The organism is Citrobacter sp. Cf116 (assembly GCF_030336505.1).
Lineage (GTDB): Bacteria > Pseudomonadota > Gammaproteobacteria > Enterobacterales > Enterobacteriaceae > Citrobacter > Citrobacter freundii.
The window spans coordinates 1,459,754-1,478,439 of record NZ_JAOWEQ010000037.1 but is presented as its reverse complement, the minus strand read 5'-3'; the positions used below and the strand labels follow the sequence as shown (position 1 = coordinate 1,478,439).

At 52.9% G+C, this 18,686-nt stretch carries 24 protein-coding genes and 2 pseudogenes; 16 read left to right on the top strand and 10 right to left on the bottom strand.

The window, feature by feature from the left end; genetic code table 11:
- Positions 1 to 49 precede the first annotated feature (49 nt).
- The 7 genes from lepA to acpS all read left to right on the top strand — a co-directional run bounded on the left by lepA (position 50) and on the right by acpS (position 6,677).
- On the top strand, positions 50 to 1,849 hold the full coding sequence (gene lepA / locus OGV74_RS16445; RefSeq protein ID WP_003037577.1) for a translation elongation factor 4: 1,800 nt from the start codon (positions 50 to 52) through the stop codon (positions 1,847 to 1,849).
- 15 nt (positions 1,850 to 1,864) lie between these two features.
- Positions 1,865 to 2,839, top strand: a complete 975-nt coding sequence (gene lepB, locus OGV74_RS16440) for a signal peptidase I (RefSeq protein ID WP_003037578.1) — start codon at positions 1,865 to 1,867, stop codon at positions 2,837 to 2,839.
- Between the two features lie 269 nt (positions 2,840 to 3,108).
- Positions 3,109 to 3,789: a ribonuclease III gene (gene rnc, locus OGV74_RS16435; RefSeq protein ID WP_003037579.1), complete on the top strand. Its 681-nt coding sequence runs from the start codon at positions 3,109 to 3,111 to the stop codon at positions 3,787 to 3,789.
- Positions 3,786 to 4,691: a GTPase Era gene (gene era, locus OGV74_RS16430; protein WP_032937937.1), complete on the top strand. Its 906-nt coding sequence runs from the start codon at positions 3,786 to 3,788 to the stop codon at positions 4,689 to 4,691. The genes rnc and era overlap by 4 nt, the downstream gene beginning before the upstream one ends.
- A 134-nt stretch (positions 4,692 to 4,825) precedes the next feature.
- Positions 4,826 to 5,554 carry a DNA repair protein RecO gene (recO, locus tag OGV74_RS16425; RefSeq protein WP_003037583.1) on the top strand — a complete coding sequence of 243 codons (729 nt, stop codon included), beginning with the start codon at positions 4,826 to 4,828 and terminating at the stop codon, positions 5,552 to 5,554.
- A gap of 11 nt (positions 5,555 to 5,565) precedes the next feature.
- Positions 5,566 to 6,297 (top strand): pyridoxine 5'-phosphate synthase, encoded by a 732-nt coding sequence (gene pdxJ, locus OGV74_RS16420; protein ID WP_016150781.1) that lies wholly within the window; start codon positions 5,566 to 5,568, stop codon positions 6,295 to 6,297.
- Entirely contained in the window at positions 6,297 to 6,677 is a 381-nt protein-coding gene (acpS, locus tag OGV74_RS16415) for a holo-ACP synthase (RefSeq protein WP_003037588.1), read from the top strand. The genes pdxJ and acpS overlap by 1 nt, the downstream gene beginning before the upstream one ends.
- A gap of 29 nt (positions 6,678 to 6,706) precedes the next feature.
- Here the strand turns inward: acpS and OGV74_RS16410 are convergent, their stop codons facing one another.
- Positions 6,707 to 6,967 carry a YfhL family 4Fe-4S dicluster ferredoxin gene (locus tag OGV74_RS16410; RefSeq protein ID WP_086529513.1) on the bottom strand — a complete coding sequence of 87 codons (261 nt, stop codon included), beginning with the start codon at positions 6,965 to 6,967 and terminating at the stop codon, positions 6,707 to 6,709.
- Positions 6,968 to 7,181: 214 nt separating this feature from the next.
- Here OGV74_RS16410 and OGV74_RS16405 point away from each other — a divergent pair, with 214 nt between their 5' ends.
- Positions 7,182 to 8,579 (top strand): tyrosine-type recombinase/integrase, encoded by a 1,398-nt coding sequence (locus OGV74_RS16405; RefSeq protein WP_194208992.1) that lies wholly within the window; start codon positions 7,182 to 7,184, stop codon positions 8,577 to 8,579.
- On the opposite strand, the gene OGV74_RS16400 is transcribed toward OGV74_RS16405, so the two are convergent.
- Both OGV74_RS16400 and OGV74_RS16395 read right to left on the bottom strand, forming a co-directional pair.
- Positions 8,576 to 8,776: a helix-turn-helix transcriptional regulator gene (locus OGV74_RS16400; protein ID WP_024154042.1), complete on the bottom strand. Its 201-nt coding sequence runs from the start codon at positions 8,774 to 8,776 to the stop codon at positions 8,576 to 8,578. The two genes, OGV74_RS16405 and OGV74_RS16400, sit on opposite strands and share 4 nt — an antisense overlap.
- Positions 8,773 to 10,164: an SNF2-related protein gene (locus OGV74_RS16395; RefSeq protein ID WP_194208991.1), complete on the bottom strand. Its 1,392-nt coding sequence runs from the start codon at positions 10,162 to 10,164 to the stop codon at positions 8,773 to 8,775. The genes OGV74_RS16400 and OGV74_RS16395 overlap by 4 nt, the downstream gene beginning before the upstream one ends.
- A gap of 38 nt (positions 10,165 to 10,202) precedes the next feature.
- On the opposite strand from OGV74_RS16395, the gene OGV74_RS16390 reads away from it, so the two are divergent.
- Positions 10,203 to 10,916, top strand: coding sequence for a hypothetical protein (locus OGV74_RS16390; RefSeq protein WP_194208990.1), 714 nt, complete (start codon positions 10,203 to 10,205; stop codon positions 10,914 to 10,916).
- A 2-nt stretch (positions 10,917 to 10,918) separates the two neighbouring features.
- Here OGV74_RS16390 and OGV74_RS16385 read toward each other — a convergent pair whose 3' ends face one another.
- From OGV74_RS16385 to OGV74_RS16365, 5 genes are read right to left on the bottom strand one after another with little or no spacing between them, the layout of a single operon-like run.
- Positions 10,919 to 11,188 (bottom strand): PDDEXK family nuclease, encoded by a 270-nt coding sequence (locus OGV74_RS16385; protein WP_194208989.1) that lies wholly within the window; start codon positions 11,186 to 11,188, stop codon positions 10,919 to 10,921.
- Between the two features lie 2 nt (positions 11,189 to 11,190).
- The gene (locus OGV74_RS16380) at positions 11,191 to 11,379 is read right to left on the bottom strand and encodes a hypothetical protein (protein WP_194208988.1); all 189 of its coding nucleotides are present in this window, start codon (positions 11,377 to 11,379) and stop codon (positions 11,191 to 11,193) included.
- Complete coding sequence (locus tag OGV74_RS16375; protein WP_065357949.1) at positions 11,380 to 11,592, bottom strand: ANR family transcriptional regulator; 213 nt, start codon at positions 11,590 to 11,592, stop codon at positions 11,380 to 11,382. It abuts the gene before it with no gap.
- A gap of 5 nt (positions 11,593 to 11,597) precedes the next feature.
- Positions 11,598 to 11,891: a hypothetical protein gene (locus OGV74_RS16370; RefSeq protein ID WP_194208987.1), complete on the bottom strand. Its 294-nt coding sequence runs from the start codon at positions 11,889 to 11,891 to the stop codon at positions 11,598 to 11,600.
- Between the two features lie 5 nt (positions 11,892 to 11,896).
- Positions 11,897 to 13,960: a DNA polymerase gene (locus tag OGV74_RS16365; protein WP_194208986.1), complete on the bottom strand. Its 2,064-nt coding sequence runs from the start codon at positions 13,958 to 13,960 to the stop codon at positions 11,897 to 11,899.
- A 21-nt stretch (positions 13,961 to 13,981) separates the two neighbouring features.
- On the opposite strand from OGV74_RS16365, the gene OGV74_RS16360 reads away from it, so the two are divergent.
- Positions 13,982 to 14,482, top strand: a complete 501-nt coding sequence (locus OGV74_RS16360; RefSeq protein WP_194208985.1) for a hypothetical protein — start codon at positions 13,982 to 13,984, stop codon at positions 14,480 to 14,482.
- 22 nt (positions 14,483 to 14,504) lie between these two features.
- Here OGV74_RS16360 and OGV74_RS16355 read toward each other — a convergent pair whose 3' ends face one another.
- Both OGV74_RS16355 and OGV74_RS16350 read right to left on the bottom strand, forming a co-directional pair.
- Positions 14,505 to 15,053, bottom strand: coding sequence for a DUF2815 family protein (locus OGV74_RS16355; protein ID WP_194208984.1), 549 nt, complete (start codon positions 15,051 to 15,053; stop codon positions 14,505 to 14,507).
- A gap of 15 nt (positions 15,054 to 15,068) precedes the next feature.
- Positions 15,069 to 15,983, bottom strand: a pseudogene (locus OGV74_RS16350) (DUF2800 domain-containing protein); the annotation flags it as partial.
- Between OGV74_RS16350 and OGV74_RS16345 the strand changes: the two are divergent.
- From OGV74_RS16345 to OGV74_RS16320, 6 genes and pseudogenes are all read left to right on the top strand, one after another.
- Positions 15,976 to 16,416, top strand: a pseudogene (locus OGV74_RS16345) (major capsid family protein); the annotation flags it as partial. The pseudogenes OGV74_RS16350 and OGV74_RS16345 overlap by 8 nt on opposite strands.
- Positions 16,417 to 16,458: 42 nt before the next feature.
- Positions 16,459 to 16,818: an STY1053 family phage-associated protein gene (locus OGV74_RS16340; protein WP_286521138.1), complete on the top strand. Its 360-nt coding sequence runs from the start codon at positions 16,459 to 16,461 to the stop codon at positions 16,816 to 16,818.
- Positions 16,784 to 17,191: a DUF4054 domain-containing protein gene (locus OGV74_RS16335; protein ID WP_286521136.1), complete on the top strand. Its 408-nt coding sequence runs from the start codon at positions 16,784 to 16,786 to the stop codon at positions 17,189 to 17,191. The genes OGV74_RS16340 and OGV74_RS16335 overlap by 35 nt, the downstream gene beginning before the upstream one ends.
- Positions 17,188 to 17,769, top strand: a complete 582-nt coding sequence (locus tag OGV74_RS16330) for a hypothetical protein (RefSeq protein WP_286521134.1) — start codon at positions 17,188 to 17,190, stop codon at positions 17,767 to 17,769. The genes OGV74_RS16335 and OGV74_RS16330 overlap by 4 nt, the downstream gene beginning before the upstream one ends.
- Entirely contained in the window at positions 17,756 to 18,142 is a 387-nt protein-coding gene (locus tag OGV74_RS16325) for a head-tail adaptor (RefSeq protein ID WP_286521132.1), read from the top strand. The genes OGV74_RS16330 and OGV74_RS16325 overlap by 14 nt, the downstream gene beginning before the upstream one ends.
- Entirely contained in the window at positions 18,135 to 18,683 is a 549-nt protein-coding gene (locus OGV74_RS16320) for a phage neck terminator protein (protein ID WP_502873953.1), read from the top strand. Before OGV74_RS16325 ends, OGV74_RS16320 begins: the two co-directional genes overlap by 8 nt.
- Positions 18,684 to 18,686: the final 3 nt, after the last annotated feature.

Here is an 18,686-nt window from a genome sequence, read left to right as displayed (position 1 = left end):
ACTTCTCAGAGCCTGCTCAGGCGGGCGTAAGGCACAATAATTACACTATATGAAGAACATACGTAACTTTTCAATCATAGCTCACATCGACCACGGTAAATCGACGCTGTCTGACCGTATTATCCAGATCTGCGGTGGCCTGTCTGACCGTGAAATGGAAGCGCAGGTTCTCGACTCGATGGATCTTGAGCGTGAGCGCGGTATTACTATCAAAGCGCAGAGCGTGACGCTCGATTTCAAAGCATCTGATGGTGAAACCTATCAGCTTAACTTTATCGACACCCCGGGCCACGTTGACTTCTCGTATGAAGTTTCCCGTTCGCTTGCCGCCTGTGAAGGTGCACTGCTGGTGGTTGATGCCGGGCAGGGCGTAGAAGCACAGACCCTGGCTAACTGCTATACCGCCATGGAAATGGATCTGGAAGTGGTGCCGGTTCTGAACAAAATCGACCTACCGGCCGCCGATCCTGAACGCGTAGCGGAAGAGATCGAAGATATCGTCGGTATCGATGCGACAGATGCCGTTCGCTGCTCGGCGAAAACCGGCGTTGGCGTCACTGACGTTCTTGAACGTCTGGTACGCGACATTCCGCCGCCGGAAGGTGATCCGGAAGGCCCATTACAGGCGCTGATCATCGACTCCTGGTTCGACAACTACCTTGGCGTGGTGTCGCTGGTGCGTATTAAAAACGGCACCATGCGTAAAGGCGACAAAATTAAAGTAATGAGCACCGGTCAGGTCTATAACGCCGACCGCCTGGGGATCTTCACGCCAAAACAGGTTGACCGTACCGAGCTGAAATGCGGCGAGGTAGGTTGGTTGGTTTGTGCGATTAAAGACATCCTCGGCGCGCCGGTTGGCGATACCCTGACGCAGGCGCGTAACCCGGCAGACAAACCGCTGCCAGGCTTTAAAAAAGTGAAGCCACAGGTTTACGCCGGTCTGTTCCCGGTGAGCTCTGACGACTATGAAAACTTCCGTGACGCGCTTGGCAAGCTGAGCCTGAACGACGCCTCCCTGTTCTACGAACCGGAAAGCTCTACCGCGCTGGGCTTCGGCTTCCGTTGTGGCTTCCTTGGTCTGCTGCACATGGAGATCATCCAGGAACGTCTGGAGCGTGAATACGATCTGGATCTGATCACTACCGCGCCGACTGTAGTCTACGAAGTCGAAACCACGGCGAAAGAGACTATCTACGTCGATAGTCCGTCCAAGCTGCCGCCGCTGAACAACATCTACGAACTGCGTGAGCCGATCGCTGAGTGTCACATGCTGCTGCCGCAGGCTTACCTTGGCAACGTCATCACCCTGTGTATCGAGAAGCGTGGCGTCCAGACCAACATGGTTTACCACGGTAACCAGGTGGCGCTGACCTATGAAATCCCGATGGCGGAAGTAGTACTCGATTTCTTCGACCGTCTGAAGTCGACCTCTCGCGGCTATGCGTCGCTGGACTATAACTTCAAACGCTTCCAGGCGTCTGACATGGTGCGCGTTGATGTCCTTATCAACAACGAACGTGTCGATGCGCTGGCGCTGATTACTCACCGCGACAACTCCCAGAGCCGTGGCCGCGAACTGGTTGAGAAGATGAAAGATCTAATCCCTCGCCAGCAGTTTGATATCGCGATCCAGGCGGCCATTGGTACGCACATCATCGCGCGTTCAACCGTGAAGCAGCTGCGTAAAAACGTTCTGGCGAAATGCTACGGCGGTGATATCAGCCGTAAGAAAAAGCTGCTGCAAAAACAGAAAGAGGGTAAAAAGCGCATGAAGCAGATCGGTAACGTCGAACTGCCGCAGGAAGCGTTCCTCGCCATTCTGCATGTCGGTAAAGACAGCAAATAATCTTAAGGAGTTGGCATGGCGAACATGTTTGCCCTGATTCTGGTGATTGCCACACTGGTGACGGGCATTTTATGGTGCGTAGATAAATTCATCTTCGCACCAAAACGCCGGGAGCGTCAGGCAGCAGCGCAAGCTGCTGCAGGTGATTCACTGGATAAAGCAACGCTGAAAAAAGTATCCCCTAAGCCGGGCTGGCTGGAAACCGGGGCATCCGTTTTCCCGGTACTGGCGATTGTGCTGGTGGTACGTTCATTTATTTATGAGCCGTTCCAGATCCCGTCAGGTTCGATGATGCCGACGCTGCTTATCGGTGACTTTATCCTGGTGGAGAAATTCGCCTACGGGATTAAAGATCCGATTTACCAGAAAACGCTGATCGAAACCGGTCATCCGAAACGCGGTGATATCGTGGTGTTTAAATACCCGGAAGATCCGCGCCTGGACTACATTAAACGTGCTGTCGGTTTACCGGGAGACAAAGTAACGTACGATCCAGTGGCGAAAGAGGTGACTATTCAGCCAGGATGCCGTTCCGGTCAGGCGTGTGAAAACGCGCTGCCGGTAACGTATTCGGATGTTCAGCCAAGTGATTTCGTGCAGACCTTTGCGCGCCGTAACGGCGGGGAAGCGACCAGTGGCTTCTTTGAAGTTCCGCTGAACGAAACGAAAGAGAACGGTATTCGTCTCTCTGAGCGTAAAGAAACGCTGGGTGAGGTCACGCACCGCATTCTGACCGTGCCAATCGCGCAGGATCAGGTGGGAATGTATTACCGCCAGCCTGGTCAGCAACTGGCAACCTGGATCGTCCCGCCAGGGCACTACTTCATGATGGGTGATAACCGTGACAACAGCGCGGACAGCCGTTACTGGGGATTTGTGCCGGAAGCGAATCTGGTGGGTAAAGCGACCGCTATCTGGATGAGTTTCGATAAGCAAGAAGGTGAATGGCCGACCGGTGTGCGTTTAAGCCGTATTGGTGGCATTCACTAATCACCGATAATCGTTCACGTTGTCGTCATTACGGCGGCAGCGTGAATTATTTCTCGGATAAATTCCCGCAGACTAACGACATCCCTTGTCGTTGTGTATAGAATATTCCCCCGAAGTTTTAGGTTGGCACCGACAGGTTGCCACGGCACACGAAACAGCGTTGGTTTGTATATAAAAGCATGCAGGCGAAGCCAGATGGCTCCGCAAATTGCGTATATCAGGTCTGTTTCGTGTGCTGAATTGTTGACGCATTCATTTATTGGTATCGCATGAACCCCATCGTAATTAATCGGCTTCAACGGAAGCTGGGCTACACTTTTAATCATCAGGAGCTGTTGCAGCAGGCATTAACTCACCGGAGCGCCAGCAGCAAACATAACGAGCGTTTAGAATTTCTGGGCGACTCTATTTTGAGCTTTGTTATCGCTAATGCGCTGTATCACCGTTTCCCTCGAGTGGACGAAGGTGACATGAGCCGCATGCGCGCAACGCTGGTTCGCGGCAATACGCTGGCTGAATTAGCCCGTGAGTTTGACCTCGGTGAATGTTTACGTTTGGGGCCTGGTGAGCTGAAAAGCGGCGGCTTCCGTCGTGAATCGATCCTGGCCGATACCGTTGAAGCGTTGATCGGCGGCGTCTTCCTCGACAGCGATATTCAAACCGTTGAGCAATTAATCCTGAACTGGTATCAAACTCGTCTGGATGAAATTAGCCCGGGCGATAAACAAAAAGATCCGAAAACGCGCCTGCAGGAATATTTGCAGGGTCGCCACCTGCCTCTGCCGTCTTATTTGGTGGTGCAGGTCCGTGGTGAAGCACACGATCAAGAATTTACTATCCACTGCCAGGTCAGCGGCCTGAGTGAACCGGTGGTTGGCACGGGTTCGAGCCGTCGTAAGGCTGAGCAGGCTGCCGCCGAACAGGCGTTAAAAAAACTGGAGCTGGAATGAGCGAAGAGAAAACTTACTGCGGATTTATTGCCATCGTCGGTCGCCCGAACGTCGGCAAATCCACCCTGTTGAATAATCTGCTTGGGCAGAAGATTTCTATTACCTCACGTAAGGCTCAGACAACACGTCACCGTATTGTTGGCATCCATACTGAAGGCGCGTATCAGGCGATTTATGTTGATACTCCAGGCCTGCATATGGAAGAAAAACGAGCGATCAACCGCCTGATGAATAAAGCGGCGAGCAGCTCGATCGGTGATGTTGAACTGGTTATTTTCGTTGTGGAAGGCACCCGCTGGACGCCGGACGACGAAATGGTGCTCAACAAGCTGCGTGATGGCAAAGCCCCGGTTATTCTGGCTGTGAACAAAGTAGACAACGTTCAGGAAAAAGCCGATCTGCTGCCGCACCTGCAGTTCCTGGCAAGCCAGATGAACTTCCTTGATATCGTGCCGATTTCTGCCGAAACCGGCTTGAATGTCGATACCGTTGCGGGCATCGTGCGTAAGCATTTGCCGGAAGCTATTCATCACTTCCCGGAAGATTACATCACCGATCGTTCTCAGCGCTTTATGGCCTCAGAAATCATCCGTGAAAAGCTGATGCGTTTTCTGGGTGCTGAATTGCCGTACTCCGTTACCGTGGAAATTGAGCGTTTTATCTCCAATGAGCGCGGTGGTTACGATATTAACGGTCTGATTCTCGTTGAACGTGAAGGGCAGAAGAAGATGGTTATTGGCAACAAAGGGGCCAAAATTAAAACCATCGGCATCGAAGCGCGTAAAGACATGCAGGAGATGTTCGAAGCGCCGGTTCACCTCGAACTGTGGGTGAAGGTGAAATCCGGCTGGGCCGATGACGAACGCGCGCTGCGTAGCCTCGGTTACGGCGACGACCAGTAGTTTTAATACTCTATGGCTTTCGAGGTGCAGGAAGGCGGCAAGTCCGCGAATCCCCGGGAGCTTACTCGCGTAAGTGACTGGGGTGAACGGGCGCAGCCAACGCACCTGCAACTTGAAAGACGACGAGTATTATGATGGAAGGATGGCAACGCGCTTTTGTCCTGCATAGTCGCCCCTGGAGCGAAACCAGTCTCGTGCTGGACGTCTTCACGGAAGAGTCGGGTCGCGTGCGCCTGGTGGCTAAAGGCGCACGTTCCAAACGTTCTAATCTCAAAGGCGCGCTCCAGCCTTTTACCCCGTTGTTGCTTCGCTTTGGTGGGCGTGGAGAGGTCAAAACCCTACGTAGTGCTGAAGCTGTTTCTCTGGCACTCCCTCTTAGCGGTATCACGCTGTACAGCGGCTTGTATATCAACGAGCTTGTCTCGCGCGTACTCGAGTACGAAACCCGCTTTTCTGAACTCTTTTTCGATTACCTGAACTGTATTCAGGCGCTGGCTGGCGCGACGGGTTCGCCAGAACCTGCATTGCGTCGCTTTGAGCTGGCCTTACTTGGACATCTGGGGTACGGCGTCGATTTTACCCACTGTGCGGGCAGCGGCGAGCCGGTAGACGACACCATGACCTATCGTTACCGGGAAGAAAAAGGGTTTATTGCCAGCGTCGTTATTGATAACAACACCTTTACCGGACGCCATCTCAAAGCACTTGAGTCGCGTGAATTTCCTGATGTCGATACGTTACGCGCCGCGAAACGCTTTACCCGCATGGCGTTAAAGCCGTATCTTGGTGGTAAGCCGTTAAAAAGCCGGGAACTGTTCCGGCAATTTATGCCAAAACGCGCAGTAAAAACAAATAATGATTAACGAGGATTGTCATGGCTGAATTACTGTTAGGCGTCAATATTGACCACATTGCCACGTTACGTAATGCACGCGGTACCGCATATCCGGACCCGGTTCAGGCAGCGTTTATCGTTGAACAGGCGGGCGCGGACGGTATTACCGTACATCTGCGTGAAGACCGTCGCCATATCACCGACCGTGACGTGCGCATTTTGCGGCAGACGCTGGATACGCGCATGAATCTGGAAATGGCAGTCACCGAAGAGATGCTGGCGATTGCCGTTGAGACTAAGCCGCATTTTTGCTGCCTGGTGCCGGAAAAACGTCAGGAAGTTACCACTGAAGGTGGTCTGGACGTCGCCGGTCAGCGTGACAAGATGCGCGATGCCTGCAAACGCCTGGCGGACGCAGGCATTCTGGTTTCGCTGTTTATCGATGCCGACGAAGAACAGATTAAGGCCGCTGCGGAAGTTGGCGCGCCGTTTATTGAAATTCACACCGGCTGTTACGCCGATGCGAAAACTGACGCAGAGCAGGCCAGCGAACTGGCGCGTATCGCCAAAGCGGCGACCTATGCTGCAAGCCTTGGCCTAAAGGTGAATGCGGGTCACGGTCTGACGTATCACAATGTTAAAGCTATCGCACGGATCCCGGAAATGCATGAGCTGAACATTGGCCATGCCATTATCGGGCGCGCGGTGATGAGCGGTCTGAAAGATGCCGTAGTCGAAATGAAGCGCCTGATGCTGGAAGCGCGTGGCTAATGGCGATTTTGGGATTAGGTACGGATATCGTGGAGATTGCCCGCATCGAAGCGGTAATTTCCCGTTCCGGCGACCGCCTGGCAAGACGTGTGCTCAGCGACAACGAATGGGCAATCTGGGAAACGCATCAGCAGCCGGTGCGTTTTCTGGCGAAGCGTTTTGCAGTCAAAGAGGCGGCAGCAAAAGCCTTTGGCACGGGTATTCGCAATGGGCTGGCGTTTAATCAGTTTGAAGTCTTTAATGACGAACTCGGTAAGCCGCGTCTGCGATTATGGGGAGAGGCGTTAAAACTGGCGGAAAAACTCGGCGTCGCGCATATGCATGTGACGCTGGCCGATGAGCGTCACTACGCCTGCGCCACGGTGATTATCGAGAGTTAGATTCTGCACGTTGCCGGATGGCGACGCGGTTAAAGTTTATCGGCGTGGTGCATCAGCACAAACTTATCCCACAACTGCTCTTCTGTTTCGACATGTGCCGGATCTTTCAAAATAGTATTGGGGATCGGGCACACCTTCTGGCAGGTTGGCGTGTCGTAATGGCCTACGCATTCCGTACACTTGTCGCTGTTAATCTCGTAAATGCTATCACCCATCGAAATCGCCTCATTCGGGCATTCGGGCTCGCACATATCGCAATTAATACAGCGTTTAGTAATTAGTAAAGACATATCAATGAATTACCATTAAAGCAGTGTAAAATCAGTAAGTTATTGCGGATTCGCATTCTTCACTATTATTAACTTGCTGTATGTTGATCCAGTGTATTTAACGCTGATAAACTCAATCCAGTAACACAAAACCGCAACACATTGCATTTTGTCCCGTAGTAAAGGCCTGCATGTGTGAGCTTGTTTTCTGCGCCTACGCAGATAAGGATTGAGAATGCCGCGCACTGTAACACATAAACTGGATAGCCCCAATAATGACGATGTTTTAGCCGCGTCTGAAAAATGGGACGCCTGTAAACCTCCCTATACCAGCGCACACATGAAAATCTGTGTTGCTGCCGCCAAAACCATCCTCGCTGCTTCCGGAGTGGCTCGCCGTTCCAAATACGAAAAAGAGAATTATCTCCGCATCGATTTCAGCAAAGCAGGTAAGGTTACATTTTACGCCGAGTTTCCCAAAAAGATGGCGCTCAAAGGTAAAAAGCTCGGCGAATGGCCGGAGCTCGCAATTCAACTGGCGCGCGAGAAGGCGTCAGGTATGGCCGAAGGTGGTCTGCGAGCCGAGTCCGTTCATGCTGCGCTGGAAATGTACCGGGATGATCTCAAAGCCAAAGTAGCCCGGCAGAAGCTGAGCCCGGACAGTTTCACCACTTACGGGGTGCGTATCGACCGGATTAAAGCAACGTTCGGCGAGCGCGAAGTGTTCAGCGACGTGACATACACTCGGCTGGTGGAAGTGCTGGACGAGTGGATCGCCACTCGCTCGAACAATAACGCCCTGGAGCTGTTCGCCGAGCTTCGTCGATTCTGGAAGTTTTGCTCTCCCACTCTTTGCAACGGCCGCAACATTGCCGCCAGCCTGCCCGATGATTATGTTTCCTCCCGCGTACAGAAACCCACCCCGACACGACTTTTTACCGATATAGAATCCATTGCCCGGCTCTGGCTCAACGTGGCCGCCTGTACCTCAATACAGCAGAAAAACGCCGTTCGCTATATGATTATTACCGGCGTTCGACCGATTAACGTTCATAACCTGCGCTGGGATTACGTTAATGAAGATGCTGGCGAAATTGTTTATCCGGAAGGAGTTATCGGTATGCGCGGGGCTATGAAAACACAAAAGGCTTTCCGCTTGCCGATAACGCCAGAGATCCGGCGGATTATCGACGAGCAGAAAGCCTGGCGTGATTCAGTTCCTGAGTGCAATAACGATTTTGTATTCCTGCAGCCGCGTGACCCAATGCAGCCATTTTCAAAACGATCGCTGGATAAACTGGTGAAAACCTACAGCCCGGAAGGCGCTGTAAAAGGTATGAAGCATGATGGGACTATTAAGGGGAGAGAGGGGGCATTTAATACGATGTGCCGCAAATTCCTTAAGAGCAATGTTATTGCCCTGATGAAGGAAAGAGGTTATTCCCGATCAGATAGAAGGGAAATAAGCCTCCTGTGCCTTCACCACTCCAGCAAGTCAGATGACCCGATGGCAGAACATTACGACTTTTCAGATGAGATTTTGCAGGAAGAGATTGCGTTGAAGCGCGAAGCCTTCGAGGCTCACGAACGGAGCATACTCGCGCAGGCTGCTCTGTTACGGCGACGGGGTTAATACTGGCTGCGGCATTTCTGGATGAAAGCGTCGACGTTACGGCGCTCATAACGAACCACTTTCGCGCTGAAACGGATGGGTGCCAGTACGGCGCGATGCCGGTGCTTTATATTCCAGTCGCATAACGTCTTCTGGGTTATGCCCAGCTTCTGGCATACCTCGTCCGGGGTGAGCAGATCGTCGGGTTGCTCGCTCATGCTATACCTCTCTTCTTCATGGCATCGAGCAGGATGTCCTGCACTGTTCGTTTTGAGTTCATCCGCTCCATCACCATGTCGTCCATAGTGTCGGCAGCGATGATGTGGTGAATGAACACCGGGCGGTTGTGTCCGGCCTGAATCTGCCGGGTAGGCCCAATGCGTTCAATAATTTGCTGGTACTGCTCCAGATCCCACCAGTGCGAGAAAAACACCAGTATGTTGCCGCCGTCCTGCATGTTCAGACCGTGGCCTGCGCTGGCCGGATGCGCGAACAGCACCGGGATTTTTCCGGCGTTCCAGTCGCGCAGCGTCTGCGGATCCTGGTCGAGATGGCGACCTTTCGGGAACGCTTTAAGCAGGCGCTCTAGATCGTGCTTCCAGTGGTAAGCCACCAGTACCGGTGCGCCAGCTGCTTCGGTGAGTATGCTGTCCAGTGCCTGCAGCTTCGCGTCGTGCAATTCTGACCAGCTCCCCGCGTCGTCTGTGTACACCGCGCCGCTGGCAATTTGCAGGCACTTCACTGTTTTTGCCGCAGCGTTCGGCGCTTCGATGCCCTCGCCGTTGAGTTCGAGGAACATTTCCTTTTCCATTTCGCGATACTGCTGGCGGGCCTTCGGTGGCATGTCCACGCGGATCACGTTATGAATGGGCTCTTTGATATCGAACCAGTCAGCGGCGTCAAGGGAGATTGTCACGTCGGCAAGCGCCCGCTGTATCTCGTCCTGCGAATGGGCGAACGGCTCCAGCTTCGTCCAGCTCTGTCCCGGAAATTGTATCGAGTTGAACCAGCGGGAGGTAAACGCACCGTAAGTGCGTCCGAGGCGCTGTCCCTGATCCACAAACCACGCTTGCCCCCACAAATCCACCAGGCCGTTTGGCGCTGGCGTACCGGTGAGATTCATCCAACGCCTGACGTGTTTATGAGCTACTTTGCCCAGTGCCGCCGCGCGCTTACCTCCACCCCGCAGCCGAAAGGATTTCAGCCGGGTGCTCTCGTCGGGAATGACGGTACCAAACGGCCAGCGTCCCCCCAGTTCTTCAACGAGCCAGACCAGATTGTCATAGTTGATGGTAAAAACGCTGGCGTTGCTGTTCGCCAGCGCTGCAGCGCGTGCCTTAGCATTACCGACAATCGGCTGAACCTCTATATTCCGTAGATGTCCCCACTTCACAGCTTCATCCGGCCATGTGCTGGCAGCTACGCGCAGTGGCGCGAGGACCAGCGCGGGCTGTATCTCCGCTCCCGCCATGAAGAGATCTTCGAGTGTGGTGAGCGTCGCCACGGTTTTACCCATACCCATACCTGCCCAGATGTTGCAGCGCAGGATGTCGATTTCGTGGTTGATGATAAGGTCTTGGTAGGGACGAGGTTTAAAAGTTATCATGAAGAAAATCCCTGATTAGAAAGGTGCTCCCGAACATCATGAATGTAAAAGATTTATCAATTACAACAGTTCTCTTGGCCGCCCTTTATTTTATGGCCTTTTCTTTTTACAAAGGGTACAGCTCATTTTATGGGTTCCCTGTTAGTTTTATTTCTATTGGCATCGGGGAAATAGTTAAATTTTCTGTTATTGCATTAGGGCTTTTGTGTACATTAGTCGCTTTGCTGCATATCGATACCGAAGAGAAAAATATTCCATGGTGGGTGTATTTATTTTTCTTCATTTTGGCCTCTTTACTTTCATACTGGACAATGTATTTATATGGTGGTAGTTCATATCTTTATGAAAAAGTTACAAGGGATGTGGCTACTCAGGCAATACTATTAGGATTTTTTAGCCTTGTCAGTGTCAGAGCAGTATCTGTTTTTATTAGAAATGAATTTAGAATAAAAAACAAAACTCACGGGGTTATGCTATTTATATCCATAGCAATGCTTCCTTCAGTCCTTGGGTGGGCGTGGGCGTATTTATCTGATGAGCCACTTTTTTATTCTAAAAAATATGATGCATATATTATCGAAAGTTATAACGGAAAATTTGTCTTGGGGAACTGTAAAAAAAATATTGCCGAATTTATGAGTGTTGAAGGAATCGAGGGGAAACTAACCCCCGTAAGCACTAAAGAAACACAACAACTAAAAGTATGTTTTTTGAAAGCAGCTAAGCTCAAGAGAAACCACTCAGAACGATAGTCTCACAATACCCCCTCCAGATTTTTGCTATCCAGTACCACCACGGTAAAGCCCAGCGAGCGCAGCCGTTCGTGCTCGCGCAGTTGGTCGGCGCGTGGTGGTTTGCCGGGGGATTTGCATTCAACGAAAACGAGACGGCCTCCGGGTAACAGGACAATGCGATCCGGTACCGAACGGCGACCAGGTGATACGAACTTAAAGGCGACCCCGCCAGCCTTTTTTACTTCGGCGACGAGGTGCTTTTCGATAAGGCTTTCACGTTCGTAGGCCATCTTTAGTCCTTAGGCACGCATACGCCACGTAGTTTCAAATCACCATCATTCAGCTTTTTGATTGAAGCGAAGGCATCTTTGCATGCCTGCTCTTTGCTAAATTCCTGCGTTTCCACTTGTAGGGTTGGTTGTGCAGCATCGCTCAAAGTGATAGAGAACGGTGACGACATCCAAAAAATGAGAATCCACATTTACACTGCCTCCGTTCGTTTGCTGCGGATGTTCTGCATGATGCAGAAATCAGAGCGGTTATCGCTCCACTGCTGGTTTACTGGGTTGCGTGATTCCCGGTTGGCTTTGGCCCAAACCTTCGCCGCCCGGTCATATTCGCCAGCCTGCTCAAGGCGCATTGCTTCCCGCGCAGACCGGAAATACAACGGGCTGTCGTGTTTTTCGAATGACATAGGAGTTACCCTTCATTAGGTTGGTCTTTTCCGTTGAATTTGGTACCGCAGAACGGGCAGTAATTGATTGCGATCTTTGTGTCTGCATTAGTGATGCGTTGCTCAGGCTCGCCATTCTTCTTGCGCTTGTGATACCGCACGTTGAACGGCAGCATTACCGCGCAGTAGTCGCCTTTTTCGAGCACCCAAACTCGACTACCAAAATCACACTCCTCCATCGAATGAACCGAATCACCCAACACTTCTTTTACGCGCGCTTCCATGCGTTCTTTCACTTCTGAAAAGCAGTTACAAGCCATAGTGATCAATCCTTACGGTAATGAAGCGCCTCGAAGCCGCCAGCGTTCAGCGGGATATCGGGCGCCCATTCGGGGTTGGTGGAGAGCAGCGCGGAAAGCGCCGTTTCGTTGAAATGGTCGGTGTCCGGTGCCTCGGTGATCACTTCATCGTGTACCGTCAGCACAATGCTGTAACCGGCATCCTCGATCAGCGGCATGTTTCCGGCCAGAACATCACGGGCGGCCGCCTGGGTGACGTTTTCCACCAGCTTTCCGCCGTAGGTTTTGAGCCGCTGCCATTTACGCGAATAAGAGTTCACGCCCTGATAGGTGATGTTTCCCTTCTCGATTGACGGGGACGGGTAGCACAGCGCGCGCCCGGATGGCAGCTGGATACGCAGCCATGCGCCATCGCGACGGATTTTCAGATAACGGCAGTACAGCGTCTTTTTTGGTGTAGCGATGGCGGTGCGGACAGTGCGCTCAAGCTCGTACCAGAAATCGCAGGTTGCCGGGTGCGCTCTGCGCCACAGACGCTTAAGCGAGTCGCAGGCGATGAATACGCGCTCTGACAGGCCGTAGGTCGTCTTACGCTTAACGGATTCGTCGTACCAGCTTTTCGCTTCGCGAATAACATCGCGGGGGATATTCGGCAGCGCTGCGTTCGCCAGCTCGTCGAGGTCAAGGCCATAGACCAGGGCGAAGGTCAGGAACGCCGCAACACCACCGCCGAAGCCGAGGCCGAGCTCCATCACCTTGCCGATCTGGCGCTGGTATTTATCGACGTCATCCGGCGAGATGTTGAAGGCGCGGGCGTAGGCCAGCTTATAGAGGTCCGGCCCGGTACCCTCGTCGAACTCCCGGAACGCGTCCAGCTTCCATTGTTCTCCAGCCAGCCAGGCCAGTTTTCGCCCTTCAATGTTCGACAGGTCAGAGACAACCAGCTTTTTGCCTTCCGGTGCCATGATGCAACCGCGCAGCGCCGAGCTGGTCAGCTCCATGATGTTATCGAACAGCAGATCGGCGCATCCTGATTTCAGTGCCTCGATGCCTTCATCGATACGCTCCTGCTCAAGGGAAGGGCGGGGCAGGTTCTGCGGCTGAAACAATCGCCCGGCCCAGCGCCCGGTACGCGATGCGCCACAGAACTGCAGCGTGCCACGCAGGCGCCCGTCACGGCTTACACCCTTCATCAGCGATTTGTACTTACTGGTGCTGGTGGTGCTGGCCTGGAGCCTGATGTGTAGCAGTTCTTTCACCGCAGACGGCAAATCAGGATCCGCGATGCGCCGTTCGAGCGTGCTGCGCTGCATGTCCGGCAGCTCCACGCCGTACGATTCGACGATATGCTTAATCAGCGCGTCTCGCTGGGTCGCTGCCTGCACTTCGCCGTCGGTCATCACCTGCGTGCGTTTTGCCAGGCGCTTTTGCTCCTGGTCTACGGCCTCGATTGCGGCGCGAGCGAGCTGCACATCCATGCAGACGCCACGGTCGTTAATCTGCTGGTCACGATGCCAGAGCGTCAGCTCTGCGCCCTGATAATTCCACTTCGGCAGCCGCTTATACACTTCTCGCATGGCTTCGATATCAAGGCCAGCATAAGCAACAAAGCGTCGCCATTCTTCCGGGTGTGTTTTGCTGGTGGCCCGGCGCAGTTTGCTGTTTTTCGGTCGTGGTTTGCAGAACAACTGGATCAGCGCTTTACCTTCTTTGTCCTTCGCCTTGTCCTGCGGGACACCGAGCACTTCGCAAAGAACCCCCAGCGCACCGGGGAGGCTGTGCGCCAGCGCCTGCACCATTGTGTCGCGCCAGCGTGTTACATCAGGGGCCAGCCGCGGTATTGCATGGCGCAGCACCGTGCGGTCAAAGTGCGAATTGTGGAAATAAAGCAGGGTATCGGGGTCACGAAGGGCGAACCACAACGGCTCGGGTATCGGCTCACCAGCCGTCAGGTCCCAGACACTGACAGGACTATCATCGATAGCCCAAGCGAATAGCATAACTTCGACGTTTTCCGCATAAGCATGAGTACCGTTGTTTATTGGGGTATCACAATAGGTTTCCAGGTCGCCCCATAGTATATTGTTCATGTCTAACCTCAGGAGGATACAATGGAATTGTCAATTTCTTTTTCAACTATTATTACAGCAGCGTTGAGTTTTCTTGGTGTTTATTTTTTGATGCCTCTGCTACTAATAGGTCGAGATTATTTAATATTAAAAGTAATTGATAAATATATTCTTAATGATGAGTTCTGGACGTGGCTGCGAATAGTAAGTATTGATAAGGCTATTCATAATGAACGGTATGCTGATAAAAAAACTCAGGTGTCCTTCCATGCAATTGGTACAACCTACACAATCGATGGGCAGAACGTTAGTGAACAAGAATATCATGATTTTGAACGCGGTCGTGAAATGCATTTAAATAGAATTAATCAAATTGAGCCAAAAATAATAATGAGAAAAAATTTAATAGAATGGGCCGAAAAACATTATAAATTAGACTCTGACTTAACTAAGCAAATTAACGGGTTCGCACAAAGAATATATGATAATCAAGTTCGTTCATTGAAAGAGGAACAAAAAATTAAACAGCCCCCAATTCAATGAGGGCTGCATTGATGCTACATTATTAAATTAGCGCGTCTGCGTCAGCTCCTTCGCTGATGTCGTCGAAGTCGTCCGGTGCGGCAACACCACCGCCTGCAAAGGCGTCACCGTCGCGCAGGAACTGGACGCCACCCAGTGAGGCGTTAACACGTTTGCCGAAGTTGTTGTCCTGCGCCCAGATGTCGATCACCGCGTTGACGTAGCAACCGGCATAAGGACGGCCATCAGCCTGGATTAGCGGGGAACGGTCGCGATCGATGACTGCCGGACGCGCTTTGTTGGCTGCATTCAGGAAGAAGTTGCCCGGGAAGCCTTCGTATTCGGCTTTCTCGTCGCCGTCGTGCAGGCAGAGATTGAGTTTTTTCTCCAGCTGGTTGTAGATGGTTTCCCACTTCTCGCCCCATTTTTCCTTCGCTACCTGCTTAAGAGCCTTGCGGACTTCATCAAGCTGCGGGTGTTTCGGGTCCATCAGGAAAACAGCAGAGAAGCGCGGGTCGCCTTCGCCGTTCACGGTTTTAGCTTCGAACAGAGCAGGGAAGGCCAGACGGATGTTGTTCAGTTTAATTTTCATGGAGTCGTTCCTTAATCAGATGAGGTCTGCGGCGAGCGCGTCGTCGGACACGTCGTCGAAATCGTTAACAGGGTTGATGTTGAGCGCTGGGCGCGGGTCGGATTCGGGGGCGACGGTGGGCTTACCGTCAGCGCGGGTGACCAGCGCTTCGACTTTCGCCCAGCGGCGAGGGCTGGCCTTTTTTATAAGCTTCTCGGCTTTGGTCGGGCTAATCAGCTTAAGGTCGAAAACCTCCTCAGTTTTATAACGGAACTGGTCTTTCAGCAGCGCGCGGGCGGCTTCTTCATCGCTCCAGGCGCGATTACCCTGTTTACCAGTAACCAGCTTAAAGCCCGGTACCGGATGCCCGGCGTTCAGCTTACTGTTCACCCGATCGCGCACTGCCTTTAGCCAGGATTCGATAAAGTCCGCCTGGCTGTACACCTCTGCCAACTGTTCAACGGTTAGTAGCGGTACGCGCGCGATGGAGTCAGCCAGCAGATCGCCAACGGACTGAGTTATGTCGTCGAAATCCCCTGCGATGGTGCTGATGTGCAGTTGTTCGCGTGCGGTGCAGATGGCACTAGCCTTGCAGAAACGGCACTGTTTTTCGCCGGGTGTGAAGTTTTCCAGCGGCAGCGTATTAACACCGTCGCATTCGGCAATGTTGAACATCACAATCACACTGGCCGCGGCTTCCTGCGCCCGTTCGCCGAATGCCTGGAGCTCTTCCACCGTCAGGGCCCACTCTGAAACGTGGTTAAGCCGCGGCTGGTGGATGAACAGGCGCACCGTCTCGAAGTCGTACAGCATGCTGAATTGCTCGAGAGCGCCCAGGGCATAAAGTTGCAACTGCTCGTTCTGCTCAGCATCGACGCGCACCCCTTTTCCGTATTTGAGGTCGTGGATCTGAAGCTCGTTGCCCGCGATGATTACGCCGTCGGCGGTGTCCACGCCGGATGAAATCCGCACCAGCATTAACACGGTGCTTTCGGATGCCTGGGCTGCTTCTGGCTATTCAGTTGTGCCGCGCGATTTGCTGATCCCGCCAGAGCAGTTTGCTCTGCTGTCCAGCATCATCGTGTCTTCAGCAGGTAATCAGTCTTTGCTGACCTACCTCCAAACTAACACCATCAGCTACCACCAGAACGGTGTTCCACTGAACATCCGCGCGGTTAAGTGGCTGAAAGGCCGTGGTGTCGGCGGTAAAGATCGCATGGTTGCTTACACCAATGATAAGAAATACGTCCGCTATCCGCTGGTACCGCTGCAGAGCGTGCCGGTGCAGTATCGCGGTCTGTATCAGATTGTCACCTACTACGGCAAGCTGGGTGCAATCGAGCCTGTGTATAAAGAAACGCTGTCCTACGTGGACGGTATCTGATAACCAGCATGGCCCCTTTATGGGGCCTGAAGGACTTTCCAAATGGCAAAAGAAAAACTGGTTTCGATCCTCGTTCACACCCCTTTCAAGTTGACGCTGGCAGACGGTACGGCGACCGAATACACCAAAGGTCTCCATGATGTGCCAGAAGAGCATGCCGGGCACTGGTTTACCCTGGCACATGCGGAGTTGGCGGACCGTTCGAATACTGATGATGGCGACGAGCTGCAGAAGCTAAAAGATGCACTCGCTCAGCGCGATGAGCAACTTAAAGCGAATCAGGACACGATTGATGCTCTGAATAAGCAGATTGAAGACCTGAATATGCAGCTCGCGGCGTCGCTTATTGGCGGCGAAGGGGATAAAAATGCCGAAAAATCCGGACCTGCCAACCGTAAGTAAATTTCGCACCGACTTCCCGCAGTTCGCTGATACCACCAAATACCCTGAAGCTCAGATCCAGTTTCGGCTGAATCTGGCCGACGTCATGCTGAATGAAAGTCTCTACGGCCCGACTATGTATCCCTACATCGTCGAGCTGTATGTCGCTCATTACATGACGTTGTTTGCTCAGGACCAGCGTTCTGCGGCGGCCGGTGGCTCCGGCGGTAACGCCAGTGGCGTCCAGTCCTCTAAATCTGTTGATAAGGTCAGCGTCAGCTACGACAACAGTATGACGTTGAATCCTGATGCAGGTTTCTGGAACAACACTCGCTACGGCGCAGAGTTTTACCAGCTCGCTACTATGTTCGGCGCTGGCGGTCGCCAGCTATGAAAAGCGGCGTAACGATTGTGGCTGATAACTCTCAGGCTATTTTAGACGCGTTAAAGGCCATCGCCAAAAAAGAGGTGCTGGTGGGTATTCCTGCTGAAGATAGCGATCGCGAGGATGTGCCATTTGGCAATGCCGGGATCGGTTACGTCAACGAATACGGCTCACCGGCGCAAAACATCCCCCCACGTCCGCACCTGGTCCCCGGCGTTAAATCGGTAGAGGAACAGACGTTGCCGCAGCTCAAAGCAGCGGCGCAGGCTGCGCTTGATGGTAATGCGGCGGGTTCGGAAAGAGCGCTCAACCGCGCCGGAACGCTGGCCGCTAATGGTGTCAGGCGTTACATGACCATTACCGGCTTTACGCCTTTGGCAGACAGCACGGTTGAAGCCCGTGCGCGACGTGGGCGCAAGGGTGCAAAAGCGGAGCTTGCGCGGAGATCGGCAGATGGAAAACTTAATGCTATCAATACAGACTCTGGTCAATTGATAAGCAATGAGAATGTAAGGCCGTTAATCGATACCGGGCAGTACCGCAGAGCCATCACCCACGTAGTGAGGGATAAAGATGCCAACTCTTGACGTGACAGATGTGCTGTTTGACCCCGACTTTTGCGACACCAATCTCTGGGTTACCCGGAGAGAGCAAACCGTTGATGAAGACGGGATCGGCAGCGACAGCGAAGTTAAAACGCAATTCTCTGGCGTCGTTACTGTCGACCGCTCGCTGGAAAACCGCCGCATGCAGTCCGGCCAGGTTATCAGTGGTGCGATTCTTATCGTGACCACTGAGCGACTTACGCAGGGGCAGACTGGTCGTGACGCCGATATCGTGACGTATCAGAACCGTGATTATCGCGTAACGTTCGTCGACCCCTATACGGCTTACGGCGTTGGCTTCGTCCAGGCACATTGTGAGTTGCTGCCGTTTGATGGGGGAAATCCCATTGAGTAATAACACCAGTACAGAGCGCGGATGGCTGACACCTACCAGCGGCGATCCGGATTATGACGAAGCACTCGACAGAATGTTAAGCCAGTGGGTGCGGAACGTTTCCGGGCTTCCTTCTGGGATGGTTCGCCCGCGCTGGCAGAAAGAACAACCGCCACTGCTACCAGTTGAGACTAACTGGTGCGCGTTCGGCGTTACCGGGTGGCCCATTGATAACAGCCCTGCATTTACCAATCAGACCGATGAGGGGGCGCAGCTCTGGCGGCATGAAACCTTTGAATGCCTGGCGTCGTTTTACGGCCCGGCGGGTATGTCATTTGCGTCCCGTTTTCGTGATGGGATCTCAATCCCACAAAACAATGCTGAGCTGAACGCACTTGGTCTGTCTTTTGGCGACTGTACCGGTCTGACGCCTTTCCCTGAACAAATTAACCAGCAATGGGTTCGCCGCTACGACATGACCGTGCGCCTGCGTCGTAAGGTTGTGCGCGAGTACGGCATCAAATCTCTGGTGGAAGCACCAGTATCATTCTTCGGAGAGTAAATT